The 25,416-nt window shown below is 67.4% G+C and carries 15 protein-coding genes and 1 tRNA gene; 12 read left to right on the top strand and 4 right to left on the bottom strand.

All coding sequences use genetic code 11. From position 1 onward, the window contains the following. The first annotated feature begins 48 nt into the window (after positions 1 to 48). From ADL03_RS16500 to ADL03_RS16525, 7 genes are all read left to right on the top strand, one after another. Positions 49 to 120: transfer RNA gene (locus ADL03_RS16500), tRNA-Val, on the top strand. A gap of 401 nt (positions 121 to 521) precedes the next feature. Then, positions 522 to 665: a hypothetical protein gene (locus ADL03_RS47105; RefSeq protein WP_157528811.1), complete on the top strand. Its 144-nt coding sequence runs from the start codon at positions 522 to 524 to the stop codon at positions 663 to 665. Between the two features lie 140 nt (positions 666 to 805). Further along, positions 806 to 1,990 (top strand): TIGR02679 family protein, encoded by a 1,185-nt coding sequence (locus ADL03_RS16505; protein ID WP_197288377.1) that lies wholly within the window; start codon positions 806 to 808, stop codon positions 1,988 to 1,990. Positions 1,991 to 2,028: 38 nt separating this feature from the next. After that, the gene (locus ADL03_RS16510; RefSeq protein ID WP_053734340.1) at positions 2,029 to 3,567 is read left to right on the top strand and encodes a TIGR02677 family protein; all 1,539 of its coding nucleotides are present in this window, start codon (positions 2,029 to 2,031) and stop codon (positions 3,565 to 3,567) included. Further along, positions 3,564 to 4,796, top strand: a complete 1,233-nt coding sequence (locus ADL03_RS16515; RefSeq protein ID WP_053734341.1) for a TIGR02678 family protein — start codon at positions 3,564 to 3,566, stop codon at positions 4,794 to 4,796. The genes ADL03_RS16510 and ADL03_RS16515 overlap by 4 nt, the downstream gene beginning before the upstream one ends. Next, positions 4,793 to 8,857 (top strand): TIGR02680 family protein, encoded by a 4,065-nt coding sequence (locus ADL03_RS16520; protein WP_053734342.1) that lies wholly within the window; start codon positions 4,793 to 4,795, stop codon positions 8,855 to 8,857. Before ADL03_RS16515 ends, ADL03_RS16520 begins: the two co-directional genes overlap by 4 nt. A 961-nt stretch (positions 8,858 to 9,818) precedes the next feature. Continuing rightward, on the top strand, positions 9,819 to 10,736 hold the full coding sequence (locus ADL03_RS16525) for a DEAD/DEAH box helicase (protein ID WP_255353371.1): 918 nt from the start codon (positions 9,819 to 9,821) through the stop codon (positions 10,734 to 10,736). Between the two features lie 2 nt (positions 10,737 to 10,738). Here ADL03_RS16525 and ADL03_RS48425 read toward each other — a convergent pair whose 3' ends face one another. Continuing rightward, entirely contained in the window at positions 10,739 to 10,906 is a 168-nt protein-coding gene (locus tag ADL03_RS48425; RefSeq protein WP_197288379.1) for a hypothetical protein, read from the bottom strand. A 579-nt stretch (positions 10,907 to 11,485) separates the two neighbouring features. Here ADL03_RS48425 and ADL03_RS16530 point away from each other — a divergent pair. Next, complete coding sequence (locus tag ADL03_RS16530) at positions 11,486 to 12,760, top strand: TIR domain-containing protein (protein ID WP_053734344.1); 1,275 nt, start codon at positions 11,486 to 11,488, stop codon at positions 12,758 to 12,760. A 62-nt stretch (positions 12,761 to 12,822) separates the two neighbouring features. Further along, the gene (locus tag ADL03_RS16535; RefSeq protein WP_053734345.1) at positions 12,823 to 14,907 is read left to right on the top strand and encodes a tetratricopeptide repeat protein; all 2,085 of its coding nucleotides are present in this window, start codon (positions 12,823 to 12,825) and stop codon (positions 14,905 to 14,907) included. Positions 14,908 to 15,012: 105 nt separating this feature from the next. Here the strand turns inward: ADL03_RS16535 and ADL03_RS16540 are convergent, their stop codons facing one another. The 3 genes from ADL03_RS16540 to ADL03_RS16550 are packed head-to-tail and all read right to left on the bottom strand — an operon-like array spanning position 15,013 to position 21,411. After that, positions 15,013 to 17,811, bottom strand: coding sequence for a DEAD/DEAH box helicase (locus ADL03_RS16540; protein WP_197288380.1), 2,799 nt, complete (start codon positions 17,809 to 17,811; stop codon positions 15,013 to 15,015). Between the two features lie 52 nt (positions 17,812 to 17,863). Further along, positions 17,864 to 19,177 (bottom strand): ATP-binding protein, encoded by a 1,314-nt coding sequence (locus ADL03_RS16545; protein WP_053734346.1) that lies wholly within the window; start codon positions 19,175 to 19,177, stop codon positions 17,864 to 17,866. Beyond that, positions 19,174 to 21,411 carry a TerB N-terminal domain-containing protein gene (locus tag ADL03_RS16550; RefSeq protein WP_082373198.1) on the bottom strand — a complete coding sequence of 746 codons (2,238 nt, stop codon included), beginning with the start codon at positions 21,409 to 21,411 and terminating at the stop codon, positions 19,174 to 19,176. Before ADL03_RS16550 ends, ADL03_RS16545 begins: the two co-directional genes overlap by 4 nt. Positions 21,412 to 21,771: 360 nt before the next feature. Here ADL03_RS16550 and ADL03_RS16555 point away from each other — a divergent pair, with 360 nt between their 5' ends. From ADL03_RS16555 to ADL03_RS16565, 3 genes are all read left to right on the top strand, one after another. Beyond that, entirely contained in the window at positions 21,772 to 23,595 is a 1,824-nt protein-coding gene (locus ADL03_RS16555; protein WP_053734348.1) for an ATP-dependent endonuclease, read from the top strand. Between the two features lie 267 nt (positions 23,596 to 23,862). Beyond that, entirely contained in the window at positions 23,863 to 24,075 is a 213-nt protein-coding gene (locus ADL03_RS16560) for a KTSC domain-containing protein (protein WP_053734349.1), read from the top strand. 211 nt (positions 24,076 to 24,286) lie between these two features. After that, on the top strand, positions 24,287 to 25,183 hold the full coding sequence (locus ADL03_RS16565) for a hypothetical protein (protein ID WP_157528815.1): 897 nt from the start codon (positions 24,287 to 24,289) through the stop codon (positions 25,181 to 25,183). Positions 25,184 to 25,416: the final 233 nt, after the last annotated feature.

The raw sequence follows: 25,416 nt of genomic DNA on the forward strand, positions 1-25,416 counted from the left end.
TAAGCTATGACCACACCGCGAGAGCGGGGCAACACCACAACAGAACACGGGCGTTTAGCTCAGCGGGAGAGCGCTTCGTTCACACCGAAGAGGTCACTGGTTCGATCCCAGTATCGCCCATAGTGTGTTTTACCAGTCCAAACGGCCGGCCGATGATCTTCATCGGTCGGCCGTTTGCGTTGCGTGAGAGCAAACTGGAAGCAGGGCCCTAGCCAACCCACGAGGTCCAGGCGAAGCTCTTGCTACCGAGATTTGCGAATTCGCAGGTCAGCGAATCGAAGACCATTCGATCGCTGGTGACCTCTTCGCCACCACCTGAGCGGTCACCGGCAAGGGTGCAACGCACATCAATTCCCACCCACCTCAAGCAACCTGGGCGGCCCCGAGCAATTCCTTCTGCAGGTCGGCAGCCGAGCCGGCTACGACAGACGCTCATCCAAACGATCCATTCGGCTGTCCGAGGACCACACCTACAAGATCTTCTAAGCACTGACCAACCTCGGCGTCGTGCCACTGGGGCATTGACGCCGCGGACCGGCTCGTTCTGGCCTGGCTACGCCGAGCAGACCGCGGACTGGGAGCTGCCTGACGCGGTGCGCAGTTCGATCGTCGCCGTCGGCCTGCGAAGCGCTCGGCGACGCGTCTACCTCGGCGCGTTCTTCTGATCGAGTGCATGGCTCCTGGATCGAGAGCCGGAGTCCCGTAAAACCCTGCCCACGCCCGGCCACGTCGTGCCGGGCCGGTGAGCAGTTCTGCCAAAGTTGACTTCATGCGCGCGTTAGACCGACTCGGGTCGCCAGCCCTGATGCCCTTGTGGAAGGCCGTGCACGACCGGATTTCGTCGGGACGTCAGGTCAGCCGGGTGAAGGCCGGCCCCCTCGACGAGGAACAACGGTCGGCTGTGGCCGATCTGCTGGGAACTGATCGCCTGCCGGGCGAGTACGCGACGGTGTCGATGGCCGCGCTCGACGAGTTGCTCATGTCCGCAGTGGGTGCCGGGGCGCGCGAGGTTGTCGTGGCCCTGCTGGGACCGCTGGACGACCGGGCCGGACAGCGGGCGTTGGCCGATGCCTCCCGCTCCGAGCTGTGGGCGTGGCTGGACAGCCATGTCGTGGTTACCAGCCAACCGGCGTTGAAGGGGTGGGTGGAGTCCATTCGGCGCGCAGGGCTCGTCGCCGGTTCTGTCGAGCGCACCAGGAGGGAACTCGATCGCGCTTTGCGAATCCTCGCCGCATTGCCCGCGGCGGGCGTGCCTCTGCCAGTGCTCGCGGAGAACCTGCTCGGTGATCCGCACGCCCTGGACGAGGGAACGCGGGGCGCGGGGATGGTGTTGCGGGCACTGGCGGAGTTGCACGACGTGGAGCTGCCGGGGAACGCTCAGGAGCGTCGGGCGCTGTGGGAGAGCGCCGGGGTGGTCGAGGACGAGCTGTCGTCGGTCGTCTTGGCCGCCGGGCTGAGGTTGAGCGGTGTCGGCGGACAGGTCCTGCGGGTGTGTGCGGACGAGGGGCACGTCGCGGCCCTGACGTTGGCACAGGTGCGGGCCACCTCGTTCGTCGGCGCGCCACAGGAGGTGTGGGCCTTCGAGAACCCGAGTGTGCTCGCGGTGGCGGTCGCCCGGCTCGGGCCCTCGTGCCCGCCGATGGTGTGCACGTCGGGGTGGCCCAACAGCGCGGTGATCGCCCTGCTGCGCGGGCTGGCCACGGAAGGATCCTCGCTGCGCTACCACGGTGACTTCGACGGTGAGGGCGTGCGGATCGCCGCGCACGTGATCGCCCGCACGGGCGCCACGCCTTGGCGCATGGCAACTGAGGACTACCTGCGGGCGTTGGGTGACGGCACGCCGGTGGGACGGGTCACCGAGGCGCCCTGGGACGACGGGCTGGCCAGCGCGATGCGCGAGCACGGGTCGGCGGTTCCGGAGGAGCGGGTCACTGCTCGCTTGCTGGACGAGATCCAGGAACGCGGGCGGGTTGTCGGTGGGCTGCCGTAGCGTGCTCGACTGAGGGGAGGAGGGAAGTCTTGGCTGCCATGCGCGTGCCATCGGAGATGTTCCGGTTCACCACGGGCGAGCGGGCGGAGCTGTACGTCGCGATCCTAAATGCGTTCGGCGAGGCCAACGAACGGCTTGAGACCGCTCTCGGGCTGGACGACGTGCGGTCGAGACTTCGCGCTGTCGGTTGGCTCGACCCCCTCGATGACCAGGATCTCATCGACGCGCTGGGCAGCTTGCGCGGCTGGGGGCTGCTCGACGTCACCCAGAACCACGCCGAAAACTACCGGACCGCCGACGAGTACGAGCGGCGCAACATCCAGTACTCGCTGACCAGACGAGGTGAGGCCGCACTTGCCGGGGTGGTGCACGCGATGGGCGTGCTGGCCTCGACCGGAGCGCTCCAGACCGCCGTTCTCGATGCGATCGCGGACCGGCTTGCTGAACTGGCCGTGCACCTCAGTGATCACGGCGCGCCAGATCGCCGGGTCTTCAGCACGCTGGTCGAACTCGAAGGTCACCTGGAAGCCCTGCGGGGCAACACAAAGCAGTTCAACGGCGAACTCCAGCGCCTGCTGCGCGCCGAGGGCGCCGACCAGGACACCTTCCGCGAGGTCAAGTCGGCGACCGTGGCCTATCTCCAGGAGTTCACCACGAACCTGGAGCAGCGCACGCACGCGATCGCCAATCGGATCGCCGTGGTCGAGGGCTACGGTGTGCCTCTGTTGCATCATCGGGCGTTGCTCGGCGCAGAGCTCCCGCCCACCGGGAACGACGGTGCGGACGTGGCATGGCTGGAGCTGCGCCGGGCCAGATGGGAGGGGTTGCGGTCGTGGTTCCTTCCGGTGGACGGCAGCACACCGCGTGCCGAGCAGCTGTTCACGGTCGCTCGGCGCGCGATCATCGCGTTGTTGCAGGTCCTGGACCGGATCACCGAATCTCGACGCCGATCGACCAGCGCGGCGGCCGACTTCCGTGAGCTGGCTCGCTGGTTCGCCGCGGCGCCGTCGGAGGAAGACCTGCACCTGCTGTGGGCCACGGCTTTCGGCTTCGGTTCGGCCCGGCACGCCCACCTCGCGCACGCCGATCCCGAACTGGTCAGCTCGTCGGCCGGCTGGTCCGAGGCACCTCCCGTGGAGGTGTCCGCGCTCCTGCGCAGTGCGGGCCGGACCGAGCGGTTCAGCCGCACCGGACGAGTGCGCGACGTGGCGGCGGTCAAGGCGGTGCGTGCCGAACGGGCTCGCGCTGAGCGGGCCGCGCTGAAGGCCGCCTGGGACCGGCTGGACACCGGAGGCGGCATCCGGCTCTCCCGGTTCGCGCAACTGGAACACGAGGTGCTCGAACGGCTGCTGGAGTTGCTCGGACGAGCCTTGGCCACAGCGCCGGACCCGCACGGCGTCCACCGGGCCACCACGGGCGACGGACGGGTGGAGATTCTGCTGACCCCGCCGCGGGAGCACCGTGAGCACGCCGTGATCCGGAGCCCGCGCGGGGTGTTCATCAGCCCGGACTACGACGTCGAGATCCGCACGGCGGGTGGCCGCACGACACGCCCCCGGGAAGCTGAGGCCGGATGAGCAACCTGGCGAACCAGCTGGTCATCGCCGAACGCGAGGAGGTCTCGCGGGCAATCCGCCTGCTCCTCGCGGCACCGCTGATCAGCGCCAGGACCGCACCGGAGGCGTTCGACCTCGTGCGCAGGCGGCGGGACCCGGTCGAGAAGTGGTTCGACTACTACTGCGGGTGGTCGCTCGTGGTCGAGCCGCGCTTGGGATACGCGCGGCTGGCCAAGGTCAGGCTCGCCACCGATCCCACCCGTCCGGCACGACGGCACCGTGCCGGCCGTGCCCCGTTCGACCGCCGCCGGTACACGCTGATGTGCGTGGTGGCCGCCGAGCTGCTGGCGATTCCGGTCACCACCATCGGACTGCTGGCGGACCGCGTCGTCCAGGCCTGTGCGGCGGACCCGGCCCTGCCGCGGTTCGACACGTCCAGTCGCGCCGAACGGATGGCGTTCGTGGACGCGCTGCGCCTGCTGGAGTCGTTCGGCGCGGTCGAGGTGGTGGACGGCGTCACCGACGCGTACGTGGACTCCGCCGCGGCGAAGGTCCTCTACCAGGTGGATGCCACGCTGCTCATGCGCCTGCCGGCGGCCCCGGTCGGCGCCTCGCAGGTGGCGGTACCCGCCGACGAGGTCCCGTTGCTCTTCCCGGAGCTGCTGACCAGGCTGTCCAGGGAACGGCGTTACGGCGACACCGACGACGAGGTGTCCGACGTGCGGCGCAACCTGAGGCTGCGGCACTCGGTGTTCCGCAGGCTGGTCGAGGACCCGGTCGTGCACCGTGACGAGCTGACGCCCGCGGAGCTCGCCTATCTGGAATCCCCGACAGGTGGCCAGCTCCTGCGCCGGGCCGCCGACCAGGCGGGCTTCCTGGTGGAGGAACGTGCCGAGGGCTTCATGCTGGTCGATCCGGACGGCCTGGCCACCGACAGCCGGTTCCCTGACGATTCGAGCAACGCCAAGGTCGCCGCACTGCTGCTCCTGGACGGAATCGCGTCCGCGCCCGGACCTGTCGCCGTGGAACAGCTGCACGGTGAGGCCGACGCGCTCCTGAACCGATTTCCCAAATGGGCCAAGGGTTACCGCGGCGAGAACGGTTCCGGCCGGCTGGTCGCCGACGCACTCGAAGTGCTGACCGCGTTCGGCCTCGTCCGGGTCGGCGGCGGAGTCGTGCGAGCCCGTCCCGCCGCCGCCCGCTACGCGGTGACCCGAACCAGCACCGACGACGTCGAGGACGAGCCATGACGGTGACCGAACTGCCGAGCGCCAGCACCGGCACGGAGCCCGCGGCAGTGATCAGGTGGGTGCCGGAACGCGCCGGGATCTTGAACGTGTGGCGCTATTACGACGAGGTCTTCCGATTCCACAAAGGACGGTTGCTGCTGCGCGGCCCCAACGGCACCGGCAAGTCGAAGGCGCTGGAACTGCTGCTGCCCTTCCTGTTCGACGCCAATCTGCGCGCCAACCGGCTGTCCACGTTCGGCACGTCCGAGCGCACCATGCACTGGAACCTGATGGGTGACGGGGCGTCCGGTGCCACCAGGGTCGGCTATGTGTGGCTGGAGTTCCGCTTCCCCGGTGCGAACGGCTCGCTGGACAGGTGGTTCTCCTGCGGCGCAAGGCTGGCCGCGACCAAGCACACCACCACCGTGCACCCGGACTACTTCACCACCGACCTCCGCATCGGTGTACCGAACGGCCTCTCGCTCACCGACCAGCACGGCGCCCCCCTCACGACCAAGGCGCTGGAAGCCGCGCTCGGCGAGCAGGGGGTGCTCCACCAGAACGCCGCGGACTACCGGTCCACCGTGCGCTCGACCCTGTTCCACGGGTTGAGCGAACAGCGCTACGACGCACTCATCACGGCCCTGCTCCAGCTCCGCACACCCAAGCTCTCGCAGCGGCTCGACCCCGTGCTGCTGTCCACGCTGCTGTCCAAGGCCCTGCCGCCCCTCGGCGAGGCGGAGATCAGCGATCTGGCCGAAGGCTTCGAACGCCTGGACCGGCAACGTGAACAGCTCAACCGCATGGACGCGGAAGTGGAGGCAGCGCAGCGCCTCGGAGCGAGGCAACGCGCGTACGCCCAGCGAGTGCTGCGCGCCGCTGCGGCGAAGCTGATCTCCGCGACGACCGAGCTCGGGAACCTGGCGGAGGCCGCGAAGCGCTCGGCCGAGGAGCACGAACGTGCGGCGCTGCGCAAGGAAGAAGCCGAGGCGCTCGAGGATCAGCTGGAACGGCGGATCGTCGACACCGACGGGCGTGTTCAAGGCCTGATCGGTAGTGAGGCGTACCGGAAGGGTGAACAGCTCGACCGGTTGCGAACCCAGGTCCGCCAGGCGCGTACGGCCGCCACGACGAGGCGCGCCGACGCGACCCGCCATCGCGAGACCGCCCGGGCTGATGTGGAGGCCGCGGACACCGCCGCCAGGCACGTGGAGGCACGGACCAGGACCGCCGCGGCGCTGGCCGAAGTCGCGTCAACCGACGCCACCCGCGTCGGGCTGGCCTCCGTCCACGCGGAGATCACCAGAGCCCTCGACGATCCCTCTCGGTCGCGGGGTCTGCTGCGCGCCGCGGTGCAGGCACGGGGTCAACAGGTGGAAGCCGTGCGCGCCGCGTTGAGCGAGCACGGGGTCGCCGTCGCGGGCAGGAAGGAGACGGAGCAGGCACTCGACGAGGCCAGGGAAGCACTCGCGGACGCCGTTGAACGGCGCGCGGTGCTGAGCGCCCGCCGCGACGAAGCACTCGCGAAGCTGCAAGACGCCATCGTGACCTGGGCGGCGGGCTGCCGCGAACTCGTCTTTCCCGAGCCCGGCGCGCTCGCAGGTCTCGCTGCGGCGGAGACCGCCCTGCTGTCCCAGGTCGACGCCGTCGCCAGGCGCGTGCTGGATGCCGTCACCAGGGAGGAGACCCTGGTGGAAACGGCGCGGGAAGACACCGAACGTGAACGTGGCGCACTGCGCGAGGAGGTCCGCCGGCTGCTGGCCGAACAGGACCTGCCTCCCCTGCCAGCGCACACCCGCACCACCGACCGCACAACGATGAACGGCGCGCCGCTGTGGCGGCTGGTCCGCTTCGCCGACGCAGTGCCGGAGGAGGTCCGCGCGTCGGTGGAAGCCGCACTCCAGGCGTCGGGCCTGTTGGACGCCTGGGTCGGCCACGACGGCGCGATCACCGGGCACGACACGTTCGCCGTGCCCGGCTCCGTACCCACGGCGCCGGGCCGGTCGCTCGCCGAAGTCCTCGTGCCCGAGGTGGACACGCCCGTGACCACCGGCGTCGTCACCCGCCTGCTGGGTGAGGTGGCCTACGGCGAACACCCGCCAAAGGGGCACCCGGCGGCGATCGGCGCCGATGGCGGCTGGCGCCTGGGCACCCTGCGCGGCACGTGGCAGAAGGATGAGGCCGCACACATCGGCGCGTTCGCCCGACAGCGGGCCAGGCAACGTCGGTTGACCGAACTGCGCGAGCGGATCACCACGTCGGAAGAGCTGATCGAGACGCACAACGCCGCGCTGCGAACGCTTGCGTCACGCAGGTCGGCCGTCCAGGTCGACCTGGATGCGCGGCCCGGCCATGCCGACGCGGACGCGGCCCTGGAAGCACTCACCAGGGCAGAGGCGGCGGTCTCCACCGTCGATGGCGTGGTCCGGCGCTCGCTGGACACCCTGTCGAAGCAGGAGCAGCGCGTTGACCGCGCCCTGCGCGAGCTGACCGCGGCCGCGGCCGAACACAGCCTGCCCACGGAGCGAAAGGCGCTCAACGCCGTGGCGGAGGCCGTGAACGCCTTCCGCGCCGCCGCCGACGCGTGGATCGACGAGCACACCACCCTGGTCGCGACGCGTCGCGAAGCCGACCGAACCGCCGAGCAGGCCCAGCGTTCCCGGCTCGTCGCCGAGCAGCGAGAGGCCGAGGCGGACGAAGCCGAAGCCGTGGCCAGCAGACTGGACAGTGAGCTGGACGCCGTCGAGGGCACCATCGGCGTCGACTTCCGGAGCGTGCTCGACCAGCTCGGCGCCCTGCGGGTCGAGCTCGACGAACTCAAGCAGCAAGTGGGCAGGACGCGAAAGGAGATCAGCGGCCTGGCCCAGCGGCTGGGTGAGCTGACCACCCGGCGCGCCACCGACGCGGAGGTTCGCGACAGCGCCATCGGAGTTCGCGACCAGGCGGCAACTCGCTTCCGCCACCTGGCGAACGGCAGCTTTCCCGCGGACAGCGGCTTGCCCGACCTGGCCGCGTTCACCGAGGCGCTCACGACGTCCACCGGTGTCCGGGCGACTCTCGACGCGGCGAGGACGGTCGCAGCCTCGTGGCCGACGCTCCCTCACTCACCGAAGAACATCGGCGACGCCGCACATCGGTTGGCCGAGGAGGTGCACGCGTCCCGCGAGGTACTCGGCGGTCGCGCCGACCTCGAGCTCGACTCCGACGAGGGCGTCCAGGTCTTCTCCGCGATGGTGGACGGAATGCGCATCGGCGCGTTGGCGCTGTTCGACCGGCTCCGATCCGACGCCGAGCGCAGCCGGGAGGACATCACCGCACAGGAACGCGAACTGTTCGACCGAACCCTCACCGGCGACACCCGCCGCCACCTCGCCGCCCGAATACGGCAGGCGCACGAGCTGGTCGACGGCATGAACGCCCGCTTGGAGCGCGTGCGCACGGCGTCCAAGGTGGCGGTGCGACTGGTGTGGGAAGTCTCGCCAGACCTGCCGGCCGGCACGAGGGCGGCGCGCGACCTCCTGCTCAAGGATCCAGTGCGGTTGAGCGAGGCCGATCGCGAGTCGCTGCACCGATTCTTCCGCGAGCGCGTCGAGCAGGCCAAGGCCGATGAGTCCGCCGCGGGCTGGGAACAGCAACTGGGGCAGGTGTTCGACTACACCGCCTGGCACCGGTTCGTGGTGAAACTCGACCGCATGAACGGCACTGGCTGGCAGCCGTTGACCAAGAAACTTCACGGAGCACTCTCCGGCGGTGAGAAGGCGATCGCCCTGCACCTACCCCTGTTCGCCGCCGTGGCGGCCCACTACCAGGCAGTCGCCCGAGCACCGCGGGTCATCCTGCTGGACGAGGTCTTCGTCGGCGTCGACGCGGTCAACCGCGGCCAGGTCTTCGAGTTGCTGTCCGCACTGGACCTGGACCTGGTGCTCACCTCCGACCACGAGTGGTGCACCTACCGCGAACTGGACGGCATCGCGATCCACCAGCTGATCACGGGTGGCGACGGAGAAGAGGCCGTGACCACCGCCCGCTTCGTGTGGAACGGGACCGAGATACTCGACGAGAGGGAAGAGGAAGTCGGTTGAAATCCCCCAAGGTCGACTCTTCCTCGTGCCTCACAGGACGCCCATGTCGGCGACAAAGCAGTACGTCAGCCTTGGGAGCACACTCTGGGAGCGGATTGGGAGCAGCGTCGTGCGCTGGACGCACCGAAACGGTCCTCAACGAACCTGAACGGAACCGCGCCGACCCGCAGGAGTCACATTTCTGCAGGTCAGCGCGATCTCATCGCCATAGTTCACACCGAGAGGTCAATGGTTCGATCCCAGTATCGCCCACAGTGTGTTTTGTCTGGTCAGACGGCCTGTCGATGATCCTTATCGGCGGGCCGTTTGCCTTGCGTGAAAGCAAATTGGGAGCAGAAGCCCTCCCTCAACTCGCGAGATGTACGCGAAGCCTTGTCGCCAAGATTGACAAAACCGCAGTTCAGCGAATCGACGCTCATCAGACTGCTGGTGACCTCTTCGCTGCCACACAAGTGTTCACCATGTCTCGTCTTTGCCTTCAGAGGCAACGCTTACGGCTTCACCCTCCGGCTCACTCGGTTACCAGCCGACTCGGAGCGTCTGGATGAGTTCGAGTCTCTGCATGCCGCCGCCAGGGCGATCGACCCGTTGGTCGATGTGCACTACGAGACGTTGCGGGTATGGATCAAGAAGGCGCTTACGGAGGGCTCCCAGCCCGCTGCGCGGCCGTCGCAGGGACGGCTGCCGGCCGAGCACGAGCAGTTGCTGCGGCTGCGGAAGGAAGTCCGAGATCTCAAGCTGGCCAACAAAAGCCTGATGTTGGCCTCGGCTTTTTCACGCGGGAACTCGGCCCGCGGTACCACTGATCGTCGACTTGATCGACTATCAGTGGTACCAGGTCTACGGCGTCGAGTCGATCTGGATTCCGTGCTCGCTGAGCACGGAATCCAGATCGCGCTCATGACCTACCGCAGGGCCCGCCGCCGGCGGGCATCGGCCCGAGTCGCTGGGGTGGCTCTTCATCGACGAGGCGGGACAGGCCACCCCGCAGGACGCTGTCGGTGCGATCTGGCGCAGCAGGAGGGTGGTCGTCGTCGGCGATCCACTTCAGCTCAAGCCGATCGTCTCACTGCCCTTCCGCGTTCAGCAGGCGATCCGGGGTGACCACGGCGTCGACGAGAAGTGGTTGCCCGCACGGACATCCGCGCAGCAGCTGGCGGATCAGCTGACGCTGCTCGGCACCCATCTGCCCACCGACGACGGGCCGATCTGGGTCGGGTCTCCGCTGCGTGTGCAGAGGCGGTGCGACGAGCCGATGTTCGGCATCGTCAACCAGATCGCATACGACGGAATGATGATCAAGGGCGGCCATCGCAGCAAGGACCTCACGCTTCCGTCGGGTGACCAGCTATTGCCGGAGAGCAAGTGGTTGCACATCTCAAGCGAGGAAAGCAGCGGCCATTGGAAACCGGCCGAGGGCAAGAAGCTCGGTGACATGCTCGTCTACCTCGCGAAGTCCGGGTTCGACATGTCCGAGGTGATGGTGATCGGACCGTTTCGGGACGTCGCAATGGAGATCGGCAAACACCGGCGACGGTATCCAGGACTGGTCGCTGGAACCGTCCACACAGCTCAGGGCAAGGAAGCGGATATCGTCATCCTGGTCCTGGGCGGAGATCCGCGCAGGCCGGCGCAAAGAAGTGGGCGGCGAGCAAACCCAACCTCGTCAACGTCGCGGTCAGCCGTGCGAAGCGCAGGCTCTACGTCATCGGTGATCGGACGGAGTGGTCGAAGCAACGGCACTTCGACGTGCTCGCGCAGGGGCTTCCCTGCCGTGAGTGATCAGCGCGTGAGCGTTCTGCACACAGGAACGCAGCTGGGGCAACGTCGTGTGCGGCTTGCCGACTCAGCTGATCATTGCGGCTGTACGGCGGCGTAGAACTATCTCGCCAGTTCGCGCACGGGTCCGCGGCACTGCTCGTTGTTTCCGGCGGTGGGTGTCTTGCGATTGCGGCTGTCCGCCCTCACCACGGCGTTCTCATCGAGAATCTCCAGGGTGCAGCCGTTGGTGTCGTCACCCTTCCAGCGGGCATCCGAGCCGAGGTTCACGCTGCCGTCCTTCTCGCGTGCCTGCTGTTTTCGGCCCGTAGCGACCTGCGCACTGCGGCGAACGGCGACATCACCCGATCGCTCAGCGGTTACGATCTGCCGTTCGACGCGTTCAGTACCGGGGAAAGCATGGGTGCGGCGATCATCGCGCGGCTGCTGGCGGCCTAGTTGGCAGCGACAAGCCCGTACCGAACAACCGACCAGTGAACCGCGCTCCCGCTGTTGGAACGCGGATAGACCGCGCCGCGCTGCTACCCTCCTGACCGACGGTACGAGACGGACACTGATCTCAAGTTCAAGTACGTAGTCCGATGCCCTTAGCGGTGAGCCTCGCGCGACTGCTCGACGATTACACTCTTCGCCCAATACGCCGAGACCTTCCTCAAAATGGCGACAAGCTCACGAGCGCGCGTTCAACGCCTGCCGCAGCAACTATTCCGCCACGAAGCTCGTCCGGCTGGTCTGCTTCATGCAGGCCCGGTTCGGAGGCCAGGTCACGAGCACGTGGGAGTGCCTCAGCTGACCACTTGTCGGCGGGACCGCGGATTTCCTGTCGACGTGCGGCGATACACTCCGCTCATGGAGGTACGGGGCCCGTCGGCAGGGCTCGACGAACTGATCGCACAGGTGACCGAACTCGATGCGCTGGCCAAGCGCGCCCAGGTCGACGACGACGCCGAAGGGAAGTCAGCCGCGCTCGCGCTCGGTGCCAAGTACGAGATCTGGTACGCGGAGTGCTTGTCACTGCTGCCCGGCGATCTGAAACAGCAGTTCCGCACCCAATACGAGGGCAGCCTGATGTTTCCCCGCGTCAAGAGCTTCCTCCACGAGCCCAGGCGCGCACGGGTCAAGTTCATCGGCAACTGGCAAAAGCCACCAAGCCAGTACAACGGCCGCATGGGGTATTGGCAGCACCCATACCAGCGCTGTTTCCTGGAGCCCGTCACCGAGCAGAAGCGCATCCTCCTGGAGACGCAGGCGCGGCTCGGCAGGCCACGTGCGGTCACGCCACGTGCCGAGGTGAAGGCGGAGACGCGGGACAACTCGGTCTTCGTCATCCACGGACGAGACAAGAAGGCCCGTCGCGAGTTCTACACGTTCCTTCGCGCCATCGGGCTGGATCCCGTCGAATGGGCCGAAGTGCTCGGCGAGACCGGAAAGGGCTTGCCGCACATAGGCGAGGTCCTACGGACCGTGATGAGCAAGGGGCGCGCCATCATCGTGCTTTCGACTCCGGACGACATCGTGGAACTGAAGCCGGAACACGCCGACGACGAGGACGACCGCGACCTCCGGCCGACCGGTCAGGCACGGCCGAACGTCATCTTCGAGGCAGGGATGGCATTAGCGCTTGAACCCGACCGCACCCTGCTTGTCGAGTTCGGCAAGGTCCGAAGGTTCACCGACATCGACGGCTACCACGCGGTCCGCCTCGACAACAGCGCCGAGAAACGTCAGCTCCTCGCCCAGCGGCTGCAGGACATCGGGTGCCCGGTGAAGCGCGTCGGCAGCGACTGGCTGCAAGCGGGTGACCTGACGCCACCGGTGTCCTCGGCAGGCGGCGCCGAGGGCGACGCAGTCCACGTGGAGCACGAACTCGGACAGCTCTCGCTTCGCAACGTCAGGGTCAATCTGGACGAGTCGATTCAAGGAGAGGTTCACAACCTCGGTCGTGAGGCGAGGAGTGCGTTGATCCGGACTTTCTACTACGGCCTCCGCAAGGAGATTCTCGCTACGGTCGACGGCGTGCTGGACGACATCGCGCCGGAATGCATGAGAACCTTTGTTCTCAAGCCCGAAACCGATGTGTCGGCCTACGAGAACTTCGACGCGGAGATCCTGGCCGAGTTCTGATCGTCGGACGTCACCGGAGCAGAGCATCGTTTCCGAGGCCATGAACGGCTCAGAATCAAGTCATGGTGAACGTGCACAACGAGATGGCGGGAACAGCGTGCAGCGTCGTGCAGGCCGGCGCCATCCACGGCGGTGTGCACATAACCGTTGCCCACGCACCACCCACCATCGTCCCGCGTCAGCTGCCCGCGCCCGGCCGCCTGCTCACCGGCCGGGCGGCCCTCCTGGAACAGCTCGACGACGCCCTTCTGCCTCAAGGCTTCGCCGTGTTGACCGGTATGGCGGGAGTCGGGAAGACCGCGCTCGTCCTGCACTGGGCCGAGAACAACACGGCGGTCTTCCCGGACGGTCAGCTCTACGTGGACCTGCACGGGTTCGGCACTGATGACCCACTGAGCCCGAATGACGCTCTAGCGAGATTCCTGCGGGCACTCGGCCACGCCCGGCCAGAGGAACTCGCCACCGTTGAGGAGCGCGCGGCGCACTTCCGCACGTTGATGAGCGACCGCAGAGCGTTGGTCGTGCTGGACAACGCACATTCGGTCGAGCACGTCAGACCACTGCTGCCCGGAGCCGGTTCGTGCTCCGTCGTCGTGATCAGCCGTCACCAGTTGCGGGGCCTCGCGATCCACCACCCCGCCAGTGCGGTCACCATCGGGCCGTTGTCGGAATCGGACAGCTTGGCGCTGCTGAACGAGGCCGTGGGCGCCGAACTCGAGGAGCAGGCGGCCGCACAGCTGGCGCGCTACTGCGGCGGGCTTCCTCTCGCGCTGCGCATCGTCGCCGAACGCCTGGCCGACCAGCCGGACGAGATCCACGAAGTGGTCGACGAGCTGATCGACACGCGCGCAAGACTCGGTGCCCTTGACACGCAAGACGACGCCCACTCCGCCGTGCGAACCGTCTTCTCTTGGTCTTACCAGCGCCTGCCCGCGCACGAGGCGCGCGCGTTCCGGCTACTCGGCCTGCATCCCAACACGGAGTTCAGCACAAACGCCGCCACAGCCCTGTTCGGACTGGCGCACAACATCACCATCCGAACGTTGCGGTCATTGGGGCAAAGGCACCTCGTGTCGCATCTTGGTCACGGCCGGTTCGCCGTGCACGATCTGCTGCACACTTACGCAGCGGAGATCAGCGAGTCGACGGAGGACGCGGACAACAAGAACTACGCGCTGAAAATGCTGTTCGACCACTACCTCCACTCCGCCGACCACGCTGGCCGGCTCGTGATGCCGCACCGGCTTCGTCTTCCCCTGCCGGACAGACCTCGCGCTGTTCCAGTGCTGGACGGCAGGCAGGAGGCGTTACGGTGGTTCGAGGTCGAGCGCCGGAACCTGGAAGCCATGTGCGCGCTGGACGACCCGGCATTCGACGAGCGGACCTGGCTACTCGCTTACACGTTGCGGGACTACTACTTCCTCGACAAGCTCCTCGACGGCTGGCGCGGCACCCATGAGAAGGCGCTCGCGGCCGCCATTCGTGCCGGTGACCCGCTCGCTGAGGCCAGGACGCGGAACAACCTCGGCATGGCACTCGTCGAGGCAGGACTGCTCGACGAGGCCGAGGGGCACTACAACGGGGCCCGCCGGTTGTTCGAGCAACTCGGAGACGGTCACGGCAGGGCGAACGCACTGGCCAACCTCGCCGCCGTGCTGCGGCGGCGAGGGCGGTTCGCGGAGGCGTTGAGCAGTCAGCAACTCGCACTCGACTGGTATCGAAGCGCCGGAGCGACGCGGAACATCGGGATCACCCTGCGCGGCATGGCGTTGGCCGAGATGGAGCTGGAGCGGTACGACGATGCCGTCCGGCACGTCCAGGAGGCTCTGGACATCGCGCTCAAACTGCAGCTCGACATCGACGCCGCCGAGGGGTTCGGCCGGCTGGGCCGCATCCAGCACCAGGCAGGAGACAACACGGCAGCCGAGGTCGCGTTGCACCGGGCCGTCCACTACAGCCGACGCTCCGGAAGCCGTCACGAAGAAGCCCGCGCACTTCGCTGGCTCGGCGACGTGGCCGCCACCACCGGACGGACCGCGCAGGCCCGCCGGTGGTGGCTCGCCTCACTCCGTGTGTACCGGGAGCTGGGTTCGGTGGAAGCGGACTCGCTGCACGAGGCGTTGGATGGGTTGTCCAGCGATCAATAGTGCGGGTGTTCTCTCGCGTGCTTCAGGATCCGGCGGTGGACGGTCCTCGCGACGTCAGGGTTGTTGTATTGGCAACACGTGTGCCGTCATCGTGCACACCTCCGATCAACCGCGTGCGCGCGAGGTGACACGCCTGCCACCGCCAAGATCCAGTCGCATCGCGCCCGGATTCACCAAGGATCGCCGTTTCAACCAGTCGCGGGTCATCCCTGTCGGCGGTGGCAGGCGCAGGTAGTGCCGCAGGAGGTCTGCGGTCGTGCGCGCGTCGGCGAGGGCGCGGTGTGCGGGCCCTGCGGTGTCGATACCTGCTGCGGCACAACAATCCTGCAGCTTCCGGCGCCCGGCGTTGTGGATCAGCCTGTCCACTTCGAGTGTGCAGATCCCGGTGTCGACCGGCAGTGGCCTGCCGGCACGCTGGAACTCGGCCTCGAGGAACCTCAGCTCGAACGGCAGGTTGTGCGCGACGAGGATCGCGCCGTGCAGCTGCTCCGCGATCAAGTCCACCACGTCCGCGAAGCGCGGTGAACCTTCCACGTCGGACTTGGTGACGCCGTGCACCCAGGACGCACCGAGGGACCGCTCGGGGTCGATCAGCGTGCTCCACTCCCCCAGCCGCTCACCGTCCGGTCCGAGCCGGGCGACGGCGATCTCGACCACCCGGTCTCCTCGGCGCGGCGCGAACCCGGTCGTCTCCAGGTCCACCACGGCGAAGGAGAGGTCGTCGAGCGTCGAGTACGCGACTGGTGCGGGCACACCTGCGATGGGGTCGATGTCGACCACCGGTAGAACGTTGGCGAGGGTCTGGAGCACGGTACGGGCAGCAGGCAAGGTGAGTTTGCCGTGGGCGTAGGCACGCTCTCGCAGCGGTCGTCCGAGGTGCGCGTCGTGTTTGCCGACAACGGTGTTCGGCACCTCCGCGGCGAGCTCGACGGCGGTCGGCCCGTCGCTGGCCAGCAGTTGCCGGACCGCGTGGCCGAGCTCGGCGGGCGTGCACTTGGAGATCGCCACGGCGACGCCGTCCGTGCTGGTCTCGTAGCCGGCGGTCGTCAGCCACACTGCGAGCGTGTTCAGCACGCGGTCTCCGAGCCACGGGAAGATCAGGGTGTCATCGCCCCAGGCGAGCACGGGGTTCTCGCCGAGTGCGAGACGCCGGTAGGACTGGCGGCCCTCCGCGAGGAGGCGCTGTGCTGTCGCGTCCAGGTAGGGCGGTTCGTCGTCCGACTCGTACCACCACCGCATCCGGCGGCGGATCTCGTCGCAGATCTCCGCGGAACCGCCGGAGAACCTCGGTGCCTTGCCGCCGCGAGCGGGTGCCAGGTCGATGAGCTTGGCGTTCGAGTCGACCGAGACGACCTGCCAGCGGCGGCCGGCGAAGATGAGCAGCTGGCCCTCGATGATCGGGTGGACCACAGGAATGGTGCCGAGGCTGCGGTTTCCGCTGACGAGGCGGTACTCCTCGCCGCTGGTGAACGCCGCGTAGAAGCTGTAGTGGTTGACGATCGCCTCTCCTGCGGCCCCGAGCAGCAGGAGGCCGTCGTCCTCCTGCTGGATCAGCTCCGCCCGGCCGAGGTCGCGCAGCAGTTCGACGAACGTTTCCTGGTCGACGTGGGCGAACGGACCGCCTGCGCACAAGGCCTTCCACAGCTGTGCCGGCGCGGCGCCCTGGTGTTGCGCGATCACCGACAGGACCTGCTGGACCAGCGTGGAGAGGTGCCACGCCGACGTGTCGGGCGGTTCGTACCAGCGTTCGCCGAGCAGGTCGATCATGGCGACGGTCTGGAAGAGCTCAGCGCGGAGCTGGTCGGCGGGCGGAGTGGTCGACGAGATCTCCCGTTCGGTGATGTAGACCCGCAGCACCGACGGTTCGCCCCGGCGGCCGGACCTGCCGAGGCGTTGCCTCAGAGCCGAGACGGCCGGAGGTGCGCCGATCTGCGCCACCGAGGTCACAGAGCCGATGTCGATGCCCATCTCCAGCGTGGAGGTGCAGATGGCGGTCGTGGGCCGGGCGCTGCGGAGCTGTTCCTCCACGTGCTCACGGACGTTCTTCGCGAGATTCCCGTGGTGCGGGAGGAACTCGTTGGGCACACCCCGGTTTTCGCTCAGCGCGCGTAGGTGGTCGGCGTAGTACTCGACGGCGCCGCGCCGGTTCGCGAAGACCAGGTGGTTGCGTCCCCGCAAGGTCGTGAAGAGGTGCTCGGCAATCGCCATGCTGCTCGCGGGCTCGTCGGTCGGCTCGTCATCCGGCACCTCATCGGCGTATCCACGCACGATCAGCTTCGACTCACCCGCGCTGTCCGTGGACTCGAGCACCCGGACAGCGTTGCTGTCCCCAGGGCGGAGGAAGTCCGCGGCGGTGGCCATGTCGCTCAACGTCGCGGACAGCCCGACGCGAGGCACCGGTCGCCGCACCGTGAGCTCAAGTCTGTGCAGCAGCGACTGGAGTTGCGCACCCCGTTCGGTTCCGATGAACGAGTGCATCTCGTCGACCACGACCCAGCCGAGCGAAGCGAAGATCCGCGCGACGTCGCCACCGCGCAGGACGAACATCGCTTCCAGCGACTCCGGGGTGATCAGCAAGATGCCCTCGGGCTTCGAGAGCAGCTTGGCCTTCGCCGACCCGGCAACGTCGCCGTGCCAGCGATGCACCGGCACCTCGAGACGTCCGCACAGCTCGTCCAACCGCCGGTGCTGGTCGTTGATCAGCGCCTTGAGCGGTGAGACGTAGAGCGCGCGGATGCCCGCACCGGGCTCTTCGAGCAGCGCCGAGCAGATCGGCAGGAACGCGGCCTCGGTCTTTCCGGATGCCGTGGCCGCGGCGATGATCACATCGCGGTCACCGGGCAGGATCTCCGGGATCGCGCGCTCCTGGATGTCCCGCAGTTCCGGCCAACCCTGCTGCCACACCCAGCGCTGCACCGCGTGGTGCAGCGCTGGGAAGCTGGACGACCGGACAGGTTCAGAGCTTGAAGGAAACGAGGTCATCGTCGCCTGCGACGTCCGTGAGCGGTTCCAGATCCGGGTTGACGTCAGCTTCCAGCCGCACGCCACCGAGCAGGGGCCGCCAGTCGGTGCCGGGGTTGTTCTCCAACACTGACAACAGGTTCAGGAACTCCTTGATGGTGGTCCGCGGCGTGCGGAAGTAGGCGTCGCCGATCCGTTGCGAGCAGTGCTGCATGAACGCGTGCAGCGCCTCGTCGGGCAGCAGGTAGTCCACGGGCTCGCCGCTGGCGAAGACGTGTCGGAGCTTGGTGAGCAGGACGTAGAAGTCCTCTTGGGTCAGGCTCGACAGACGCAACACCGGCCCCGAGTAGTCGCTCAGTCCGTTTGCTGCGAAGGAGTTCTCGGCGAGCCGGGACTGCAACGCCTCGTAGGAGTAGAGCCCTCTACGGGTGTCCATCAGGAACTCGGGGGTACCGCCGAACAGGAAACCCAGGTGCGCGGCGGTGCCCTGCAGGCTGTCGTTCACGATGCGCAGGACCTGCTCGTAGTTCGCCGATCGTGCCTGCGACGACGTCAGCTTGTAGAGGTTGACCATCTCGTCGAGGCAGACCAGCAGCCCGCTGTAGCCGGCCATCCGCACGAAGCGGGACAGCAGTTTCAGCTGGTCGTAGAAGCTGGAGTCGTCGACGATCGTGCGAACCCCCAGTGCCGCACGCGCATCGGTCTTCGTCGCGAACTCGCCGCGCAGCCACCGTACCGCGTCGGACTTGAGCTGCTCGTTGCCGGTGTCATGACCACGCCAGTAAGCCGCGATCACCTCGGCGAAGTCATAACCGCCGACCAGCTCCGACAGGTCGGCCATCCTCTGCCGGATCACGGCTTCCGGATTGCTGCCCTGCTCCCGCGCCGTGGCCAGCGCCTGGGAGACGAACCGCTCGACAACCGCGCCCAGCGCACCGCCGTCCGGCTTGGCCTGGGTCGCGGTGTTGCGCGCGAGTTCGGCGTAGAGACTGCGGGCCTGACCTCCTGTGGCGTGCAACCTCCGGTCGGGGGCGAGGTCGGCGTGCATCGTGACGAGCTTCTGCTTCAGTGCGATCGACCTCACCAGGTGCAGGAAGAACGTCTTCCCGGAACCGTATTCGCCGATCACGAACCGCGCGGTCGACCCACCGTCGGCGATCCGGTCGATGTCGCGAACCAGCGAGTTGACCTCGTGGTGGCGTCCGACCTGGACGTGCTGCTGCCCGGCCCGCGGCACCACGCCGGCACGCAGGGACTGCACGATCGCGTCGCGGTCGCGGGGGCGGATTCGGGTGGCTGCGGTCGTCATGCGAGCAGTGCTCCTCGCGCATAGTCGTTGATGCGGAACTCGTCGTGGTCGTCCTCGACGAGAGGTTCGTCTACCGCGTCGAGCGCCGCCTCGTTCACCGAGTCCAACGCTCCCTCCAGCATCAGACCCAGCTCATCGCACAGCGCTTCCAGATCACTCCTGGTCCACCGCGGGCTGTCAGCCACCCGGCGGGCGAACGTGGAGTGCGCGGCATCGAGTCCGCGGACCGAGGGCACGTCGATCGCGACTGCGGCAGGTGGTGGAGCGGGATCGTCGGCTTCGTCGACGAAGATGTCGGCCAGCAGGGCCGAGACCGCGGCAGTCTCGGCCAGCCTGGCCTCGACGAGTTCGCGGTCGAGCACGAGCTGACCGGTAGCGGCCGGCTGCGGCTGCGGGATCAGGTATCCCGTGGGTTTCGGGCCGGGTGTACCGATGGTGACCGGCTCCGTCGCAGGAGCGGGTTTGGCCGCCGCGGAGACGTGCAACCTGCCGTACACGGACTCCGGGTCCAGCTCAAGCAGCGTGTAGATCTTGCGCAGCGTCTTGACCTCACCCGGAGAGATGTGACCGTCGATGGCTGCCACCATGGTGAGGAAGTCAGCGACGTGACCTCGTTGTGCCGCGGTCAGCACCGAGAGCCGCTTCTTCAACCCCGTCAGCTTGGTCTCCGAAGCCAACAGCAACGTCAGATGCGCGCTGAGGCGCTGACGTTCACCGGCCGACAGGTGCAGACCCGTCTCGAGGTGGCCGGTCAGGTGTGCCCGCTCGGCTTCCGACACCTCGTCGTCCGCCGCGCTCACGACAGCGGCGAGGTGCAACAACGTGGTGGCCGCGGCGTACTCGTGACTGGCGACCGCCGGTTGCTCCTGGCCGAGGCGGAACAACACAGCAGGGCCGGACGACAACACCGGCCCGCCCATGCGGACGTCAGGCTCCACACCGACGCCGAGCCGTTCCAGCAACTGCGCCAGCCCGACCGCGTCCACCTTCCCGAACTTGCCGGGAGTACGCGCCGGCCACAGTGCGACCAGGTCAGCCGCAGGCACCACCACAGGCGCCTCTGCGTCACCGAGCGTCCGATCGATCAACTCACGCACGGGCCGCAACGCTTCACCGCTGGTGCTCAGCAACTCCGCGGGGAGCAATGCCGCCGCCGCCAACGAGTTCGCGACATCCGGCTGCTTGCCGATGAGCCTGCTGTACGCATCGAGCGCCGCGGTGCACTCATCGACCAGGTCCGCGAGCTCACGGGTGGCCGCGGGTTCCGCGACGACGTCAGGAACGTCGAGGCCGACCTGCGTGGTGCCGAGACCACCACTCGCCGGGCGGTAGGACAACGACACGAGCTGCTTCGACGGCCGGATGCGCAAACCCACCCCATGCCTTCGCCGATAGCGCTCCTGGAACAACTTCCGGAACTCTTCGGGACACCGGGCCGCGGGCGTGCGGGGATAGATCTCCGGGTGCAGCAACGCCCAGCTGAGGGCCCATTCCGCCGGTACCGGCTGCCCGTCGCGGGCGAGCATGCCGAGCCCGAGTTGGAGCGCTACAGGCGTTGGATACCGCACCGCGGTCGCCGGATCCGGCGGGGTAACGGAAGAGCTCTCCCCCTCGGCTGTGAGCATCAGTTCAAGGCATTGCTGGAACTTCGTGGCATAGCCGTTGAACGACCTGTTCCCACCGTAGAGCCGTTGAAGCCTCAACACTTCGGCGTAGATGCGCCGCAGATCGGCTCGTGCCGACGAATCGCTCGAAGCATCGATGAGCACGCGTCGCTCAAGCCCGTAGAAGAACAGGAAGACGTACCCGATGTAGGCGTCCGGCGCCTTGCGCCCGCCCGCGAGCCATGACAGGTACCCACCACGGTTGGCTGGGGAGATCGCGTGGTAGGCAGGCCAGTACGACATCCCGTGGCCGACACGGTCGGGATTCGCGTAGTTGACCTTCAGCGCGGGATCGATGCTCTCCGGCATCTCGTCGGTGCCCCACACGTGCCGGGGCACTGGTCCGACGTAGATCATCCCGCCCGGAACGGCGTACCGCCCGATCTGGATGGTCACGCCAGGTGGAACCCAGGTCGGCACCTGCGGCTTTGGTGTCGGAGGTGCTGTCGGCCTCGCGTCGAATCGCTGGACCGGTGCCACTGCAACGGCATGAGCAGGCGCGGCAGCCCTGCGACGGAAGCGATCCCAGAAGCCCACCAGCCCACACTCCTCTTGGCCCAACCCAAGCACAGACGGTCACTACGTCGCTCCCGGATAACGCAGCGTTACGACTCCAAACGGGTGACAGGGCCTCGCAAATGTGAGCGCGCCCCCGAAATCACCGTTCATGATCGCAACCAGGACATCGACCATCCACATAGGACAGAGCGAGCCGGAATTCCATGTGAGAGCGAAAGAATGCACTCCTACAGCTCACCCAAACAGGTCAAGTAAGAGCGCACCGGATCGACCAGACGGACGCGGCGTGTCGAGTTTCGCTCCGATCGAGGGACCCCCTATGGTGCGAGCCACCACTCGGGCAGCGAGGCGGCGCGGCGCAGGTGGGTCGGGGATCAACGTGATCGACTACTCGACCTGGACGGTCATTCAGTGCACCTTGAGAACTACTCCGTACGAGGTTTCCGCTCGCTCGCCGAGGTGGCGGAAATCCCGATCAGCAAGCCCACGATCCTGGCCGGGCCGAACGACGGCGGTAAGACCGCCGCCCTTGCGGCACTGGGGTTCCTGCTCGGCGAGCACAAACCCATCGAAGACGATCGGACGTTCCTTCCCGAGGAAGCCGGCGAACGTTCGCCGTACGTCGAGGTCGAAGGCACCTTCGCCCTCGACGCATGGGAGCAGAACGCCTTCGCCCTGCCCGGATCCGTGCGCGTCCGGCGTGTCATGGACGCGTCCCATGACACGAGGTACGAGATCTGGGCCGCGATGCCCGACGACGAGAACCTCCGTCACCTCGACAGCAAGAAGGTGCCGGAACTGAGGCAGCTCGCCACGTCGTGCGGCATCGGCCTGGCGAAGGCCAACAGACCTGAACTGCTCGCTGCGCTGCGCGAGTACGCCGCCGCGCACTCCAGCAGCCACGGGTGGACCGAGCTGCCGGCCGGCCTGCGCGACCGGTTGCCGCGCGTCGCGGCGTTCGAGGGCAGCTCATCACACCCGGAAGCGGCCATTCGCGCGGTGCTCAACGTGCGGTTCAAGTCCTATCTGGACGAAGAAGTAGTCCGTGCGCAGCTGGCGAAGCTGGAGACGGAGGCACAGGGCTGGCTGGAGATCCAGGCGAAGCCGCTGGCAGACCACATCGCCGAGCGCTGCCCGGACATCGCGGCGGTCAGCGTCGAACCCACCGTGAGACTGACCCCTGCCCTGGGACCGACCTCACTGCGGCTGGAGCGGTCGACCGGAGAAGCGGTCCGCCTGGACAGGTCCGGACAGGGCAGCTCGCGGCGGATCTCGATGGCCATCTGGGAAGCGACCAGCGACCTGCTGCAGGAGCCGCTGGCGCCCGAGGAAGGCGTTGACGATCTCGCCACGCCGGTACAGGTGATCGTCGTGTACGACGAGCCGGACACGCACCTGGACTACCACTTCCAGCGCGAGGTGATGCGCCTGATCCGCGATCAGGCGGCTCTGGCGCACGTCAGCGTGGTGGTGGCCACCCACTCGATGAACCTGATCGACGGCGTCGACATCCGCGATGTCGTCCTGCTGAGACTGGATGAGCGCCGCCGGACCGTCATGGAGCGGCTCGGCAGCGGCACACACGCCGCTTTCGACCGCCACCTGGGAGCCGTCGCTGCGGCGGTCGGTCTGCGCAACTCGGTGCTGCTGCACGAACGGTGCTTCTTCGCCGTCGAAGGAGACACGGAGCAGCAGGCGATGCCCATCCTCTTCGCCCTGTCCGAAGGGCTGTCGCTCCAGGCCGCCGGCATCGCGCTCTGGGGATGCGGCGGCAATGACGGCGCGCTTCAGCTCGCGAGCTACCTCGTCGCCCACGACCGCTCGGTGATCCTGATGATCGATGCGGACAGCGAGAAGCGGAGCAGGATCTTCCGGGAGGCGAACCTCTCGAAGAAGTTCGGCGGCCGCAAGGACGAGGTACTCGTGGAGCTGGGCAAGCTCAGCGGTGCGGACGAGCTCGAAGAGCTCTTTGACGACGACACCTGGGCAGGCACGGCGAACGAGGTGTGGCCACGCCAGTCGGGCGAGTGGACGCCCGGCGACTTCACCGCGCTGCGCGGCCAGGGCAAGTTCAGCAAGCGCGTCGAGGACATGCTCCAGAAGCATGGCGAAGCCTCACCCGAGGGCAAGGGCTCGATGGTGACGGCGATCGCCATGCGCCTGGAACGGCCGGACCAGGTTCCAGGCGAACTCCGTGACGTCTTCCGCAGGCTCAGGAGGCTAGCCGGTCAGTAGCTCCGGAACCCGGCGCCTGGCGCCGTGCCCGGCGGGCGAGCATGCGGTGCTTGCGCTGCTCCCCCGTCGGCTCGGCCCAGCCGTGCCACCTCACCTCTGGAGCCCAGCGCTGGTGGTGACGCTGCTTGTCGACACCGCACCACCGGCAGCCGTTGGGGTTCGGCAGTCGCTCGTCAGATCTCTGCTCGGTCATGTCGTCCCCTCCGTTCGACCTCAGGTGTACCCCGGCACACCGACATTTTTCGGCTTCGACCATCTGGAGGAACCGTGCACCACCAGACCGTCGCTTCGTCCAACATTCGCTCCATCGGCTACGAGGACGCCTCAGGCACGCTGGAGGTCTTGTTCAACAACGGCCGCCGCTATCGGTACACGAGTGTTCCGGTCGAGGTTCACCGCGCGTTCCTCACGGCTCAGAGCCACGGGAGGTACTTCAACGCCCACATCCGGGACAAGTACCCGACTAGGAAGATCGTCTGAGTTTGGCGTTGGCGGGGCGTGATACGGTCGTCGAACCTCCTGTGGAGGTGCGGCCTTCACGAAGGGCTGCCACGGCGTCCAGCGGACGGTCTCGGCACCACCGCGTACGACGTCAGAAGGTGTGGGGCACCTGCTTCGTGGTGTTTCAAGCATGACTGTGTGAGAGCAACGTGACCCATGGCGGGCCGAGCCGCCGGAGATGGATCACGTCATGCCCGCGTCCAACCGCCGCACCCGTCGCGACCTCCGCCGCTCCTTCACCGGCGAGGACAAGATTGCCGCGGAAAGAGGCCTCGGCCGCGCCTGCCTGGGGCTCGACCGGTGCTCACTGGGACAGCGTCGTCTCCGAGCACTGCTCGCGCTGCACCTGTTCAACAGGTACGAGAGCATGCCGGACCACGTCGACGTCTACAGTGCGCACGCCTTCCTGTCGTACACGATGATCGCCTCACCCGAGTACGACCGCATGGTCTTCATCGTGCCGAGCGCCGTGCGCAACGCGTTCGGTCGTCTCATCGGCCATCCGCGTGATCTTCAACTCGGCATGCCGGGCCTCCGGCTGGTAGCCGGCGACTGGTCCAACACGTTCCACGCGATCCACCTTCCGACGGACGCCCGCGCCGTGTTCGCCGCGCGCTCGGACTTCGAACCGCTGAGCGCGGTCTCGAGATCGAGTGGCAATCTCACCGAACGGCAGACGGGCTCGTTTCCGTTCGCGGACGTGCCTCTCTCAGCGGAGGAGCAGAACTCCCTCGATCGCATTCCTCCGATGACAGCCGAGATCGAGACGCTGCTCGCCGCACTTGTCGTCCGCATCTCCGCAAGGGATCCGCACCAAACCTGGGACATCGGCAACTGGTGGGGCGCCCCTCTGCGGCGACCTCGGCGAGGTGGAGGCTGGAAGAGCCAGGAGCGTTTCTTGTGGGGCGCCGGCGAGCGCTGGACGCTGCGCTGGAACGAAGATCCCTACCCTGAAGACCTCGTCGCCAGCCTTACCACCCCGGAGATCGGTGTTGACGGCACGAGCTCGGAGAAGACCGAGTCTGGCTGGGCTGTCAAGCTCGGCCGGTCCGAACTGAGCCTCGACTACACCGGGCCGGACGCATGATCGAAACAGTCGGGGCGATCGTCCTCGCCGTCACGGCGACGGTCCCGCTCGTGTACCTCGGCCTCGCGGTAGGCACGGCACTCTTTCACCCGGATGCGGATCGCCGGAAGGACGCACGATCGGTGCTCATCACGTTGATCAAACGTGGTCGTCGCTAGCAGCGCCCAGCAAGCGCTGGCACTCGACACCGCGGGGCGGTCGGCCAAGCACTGTCACGACACCGTTCTCAGCAG

This window comes from Nocardia sp. NRRL S-836 (genome assembly GCF_001279525.1).
GTDB lineage: Bacteria > Actinomycetota > Actinomycetes > Mycobacteriales > Pseudonocardiaceae > Lentzea.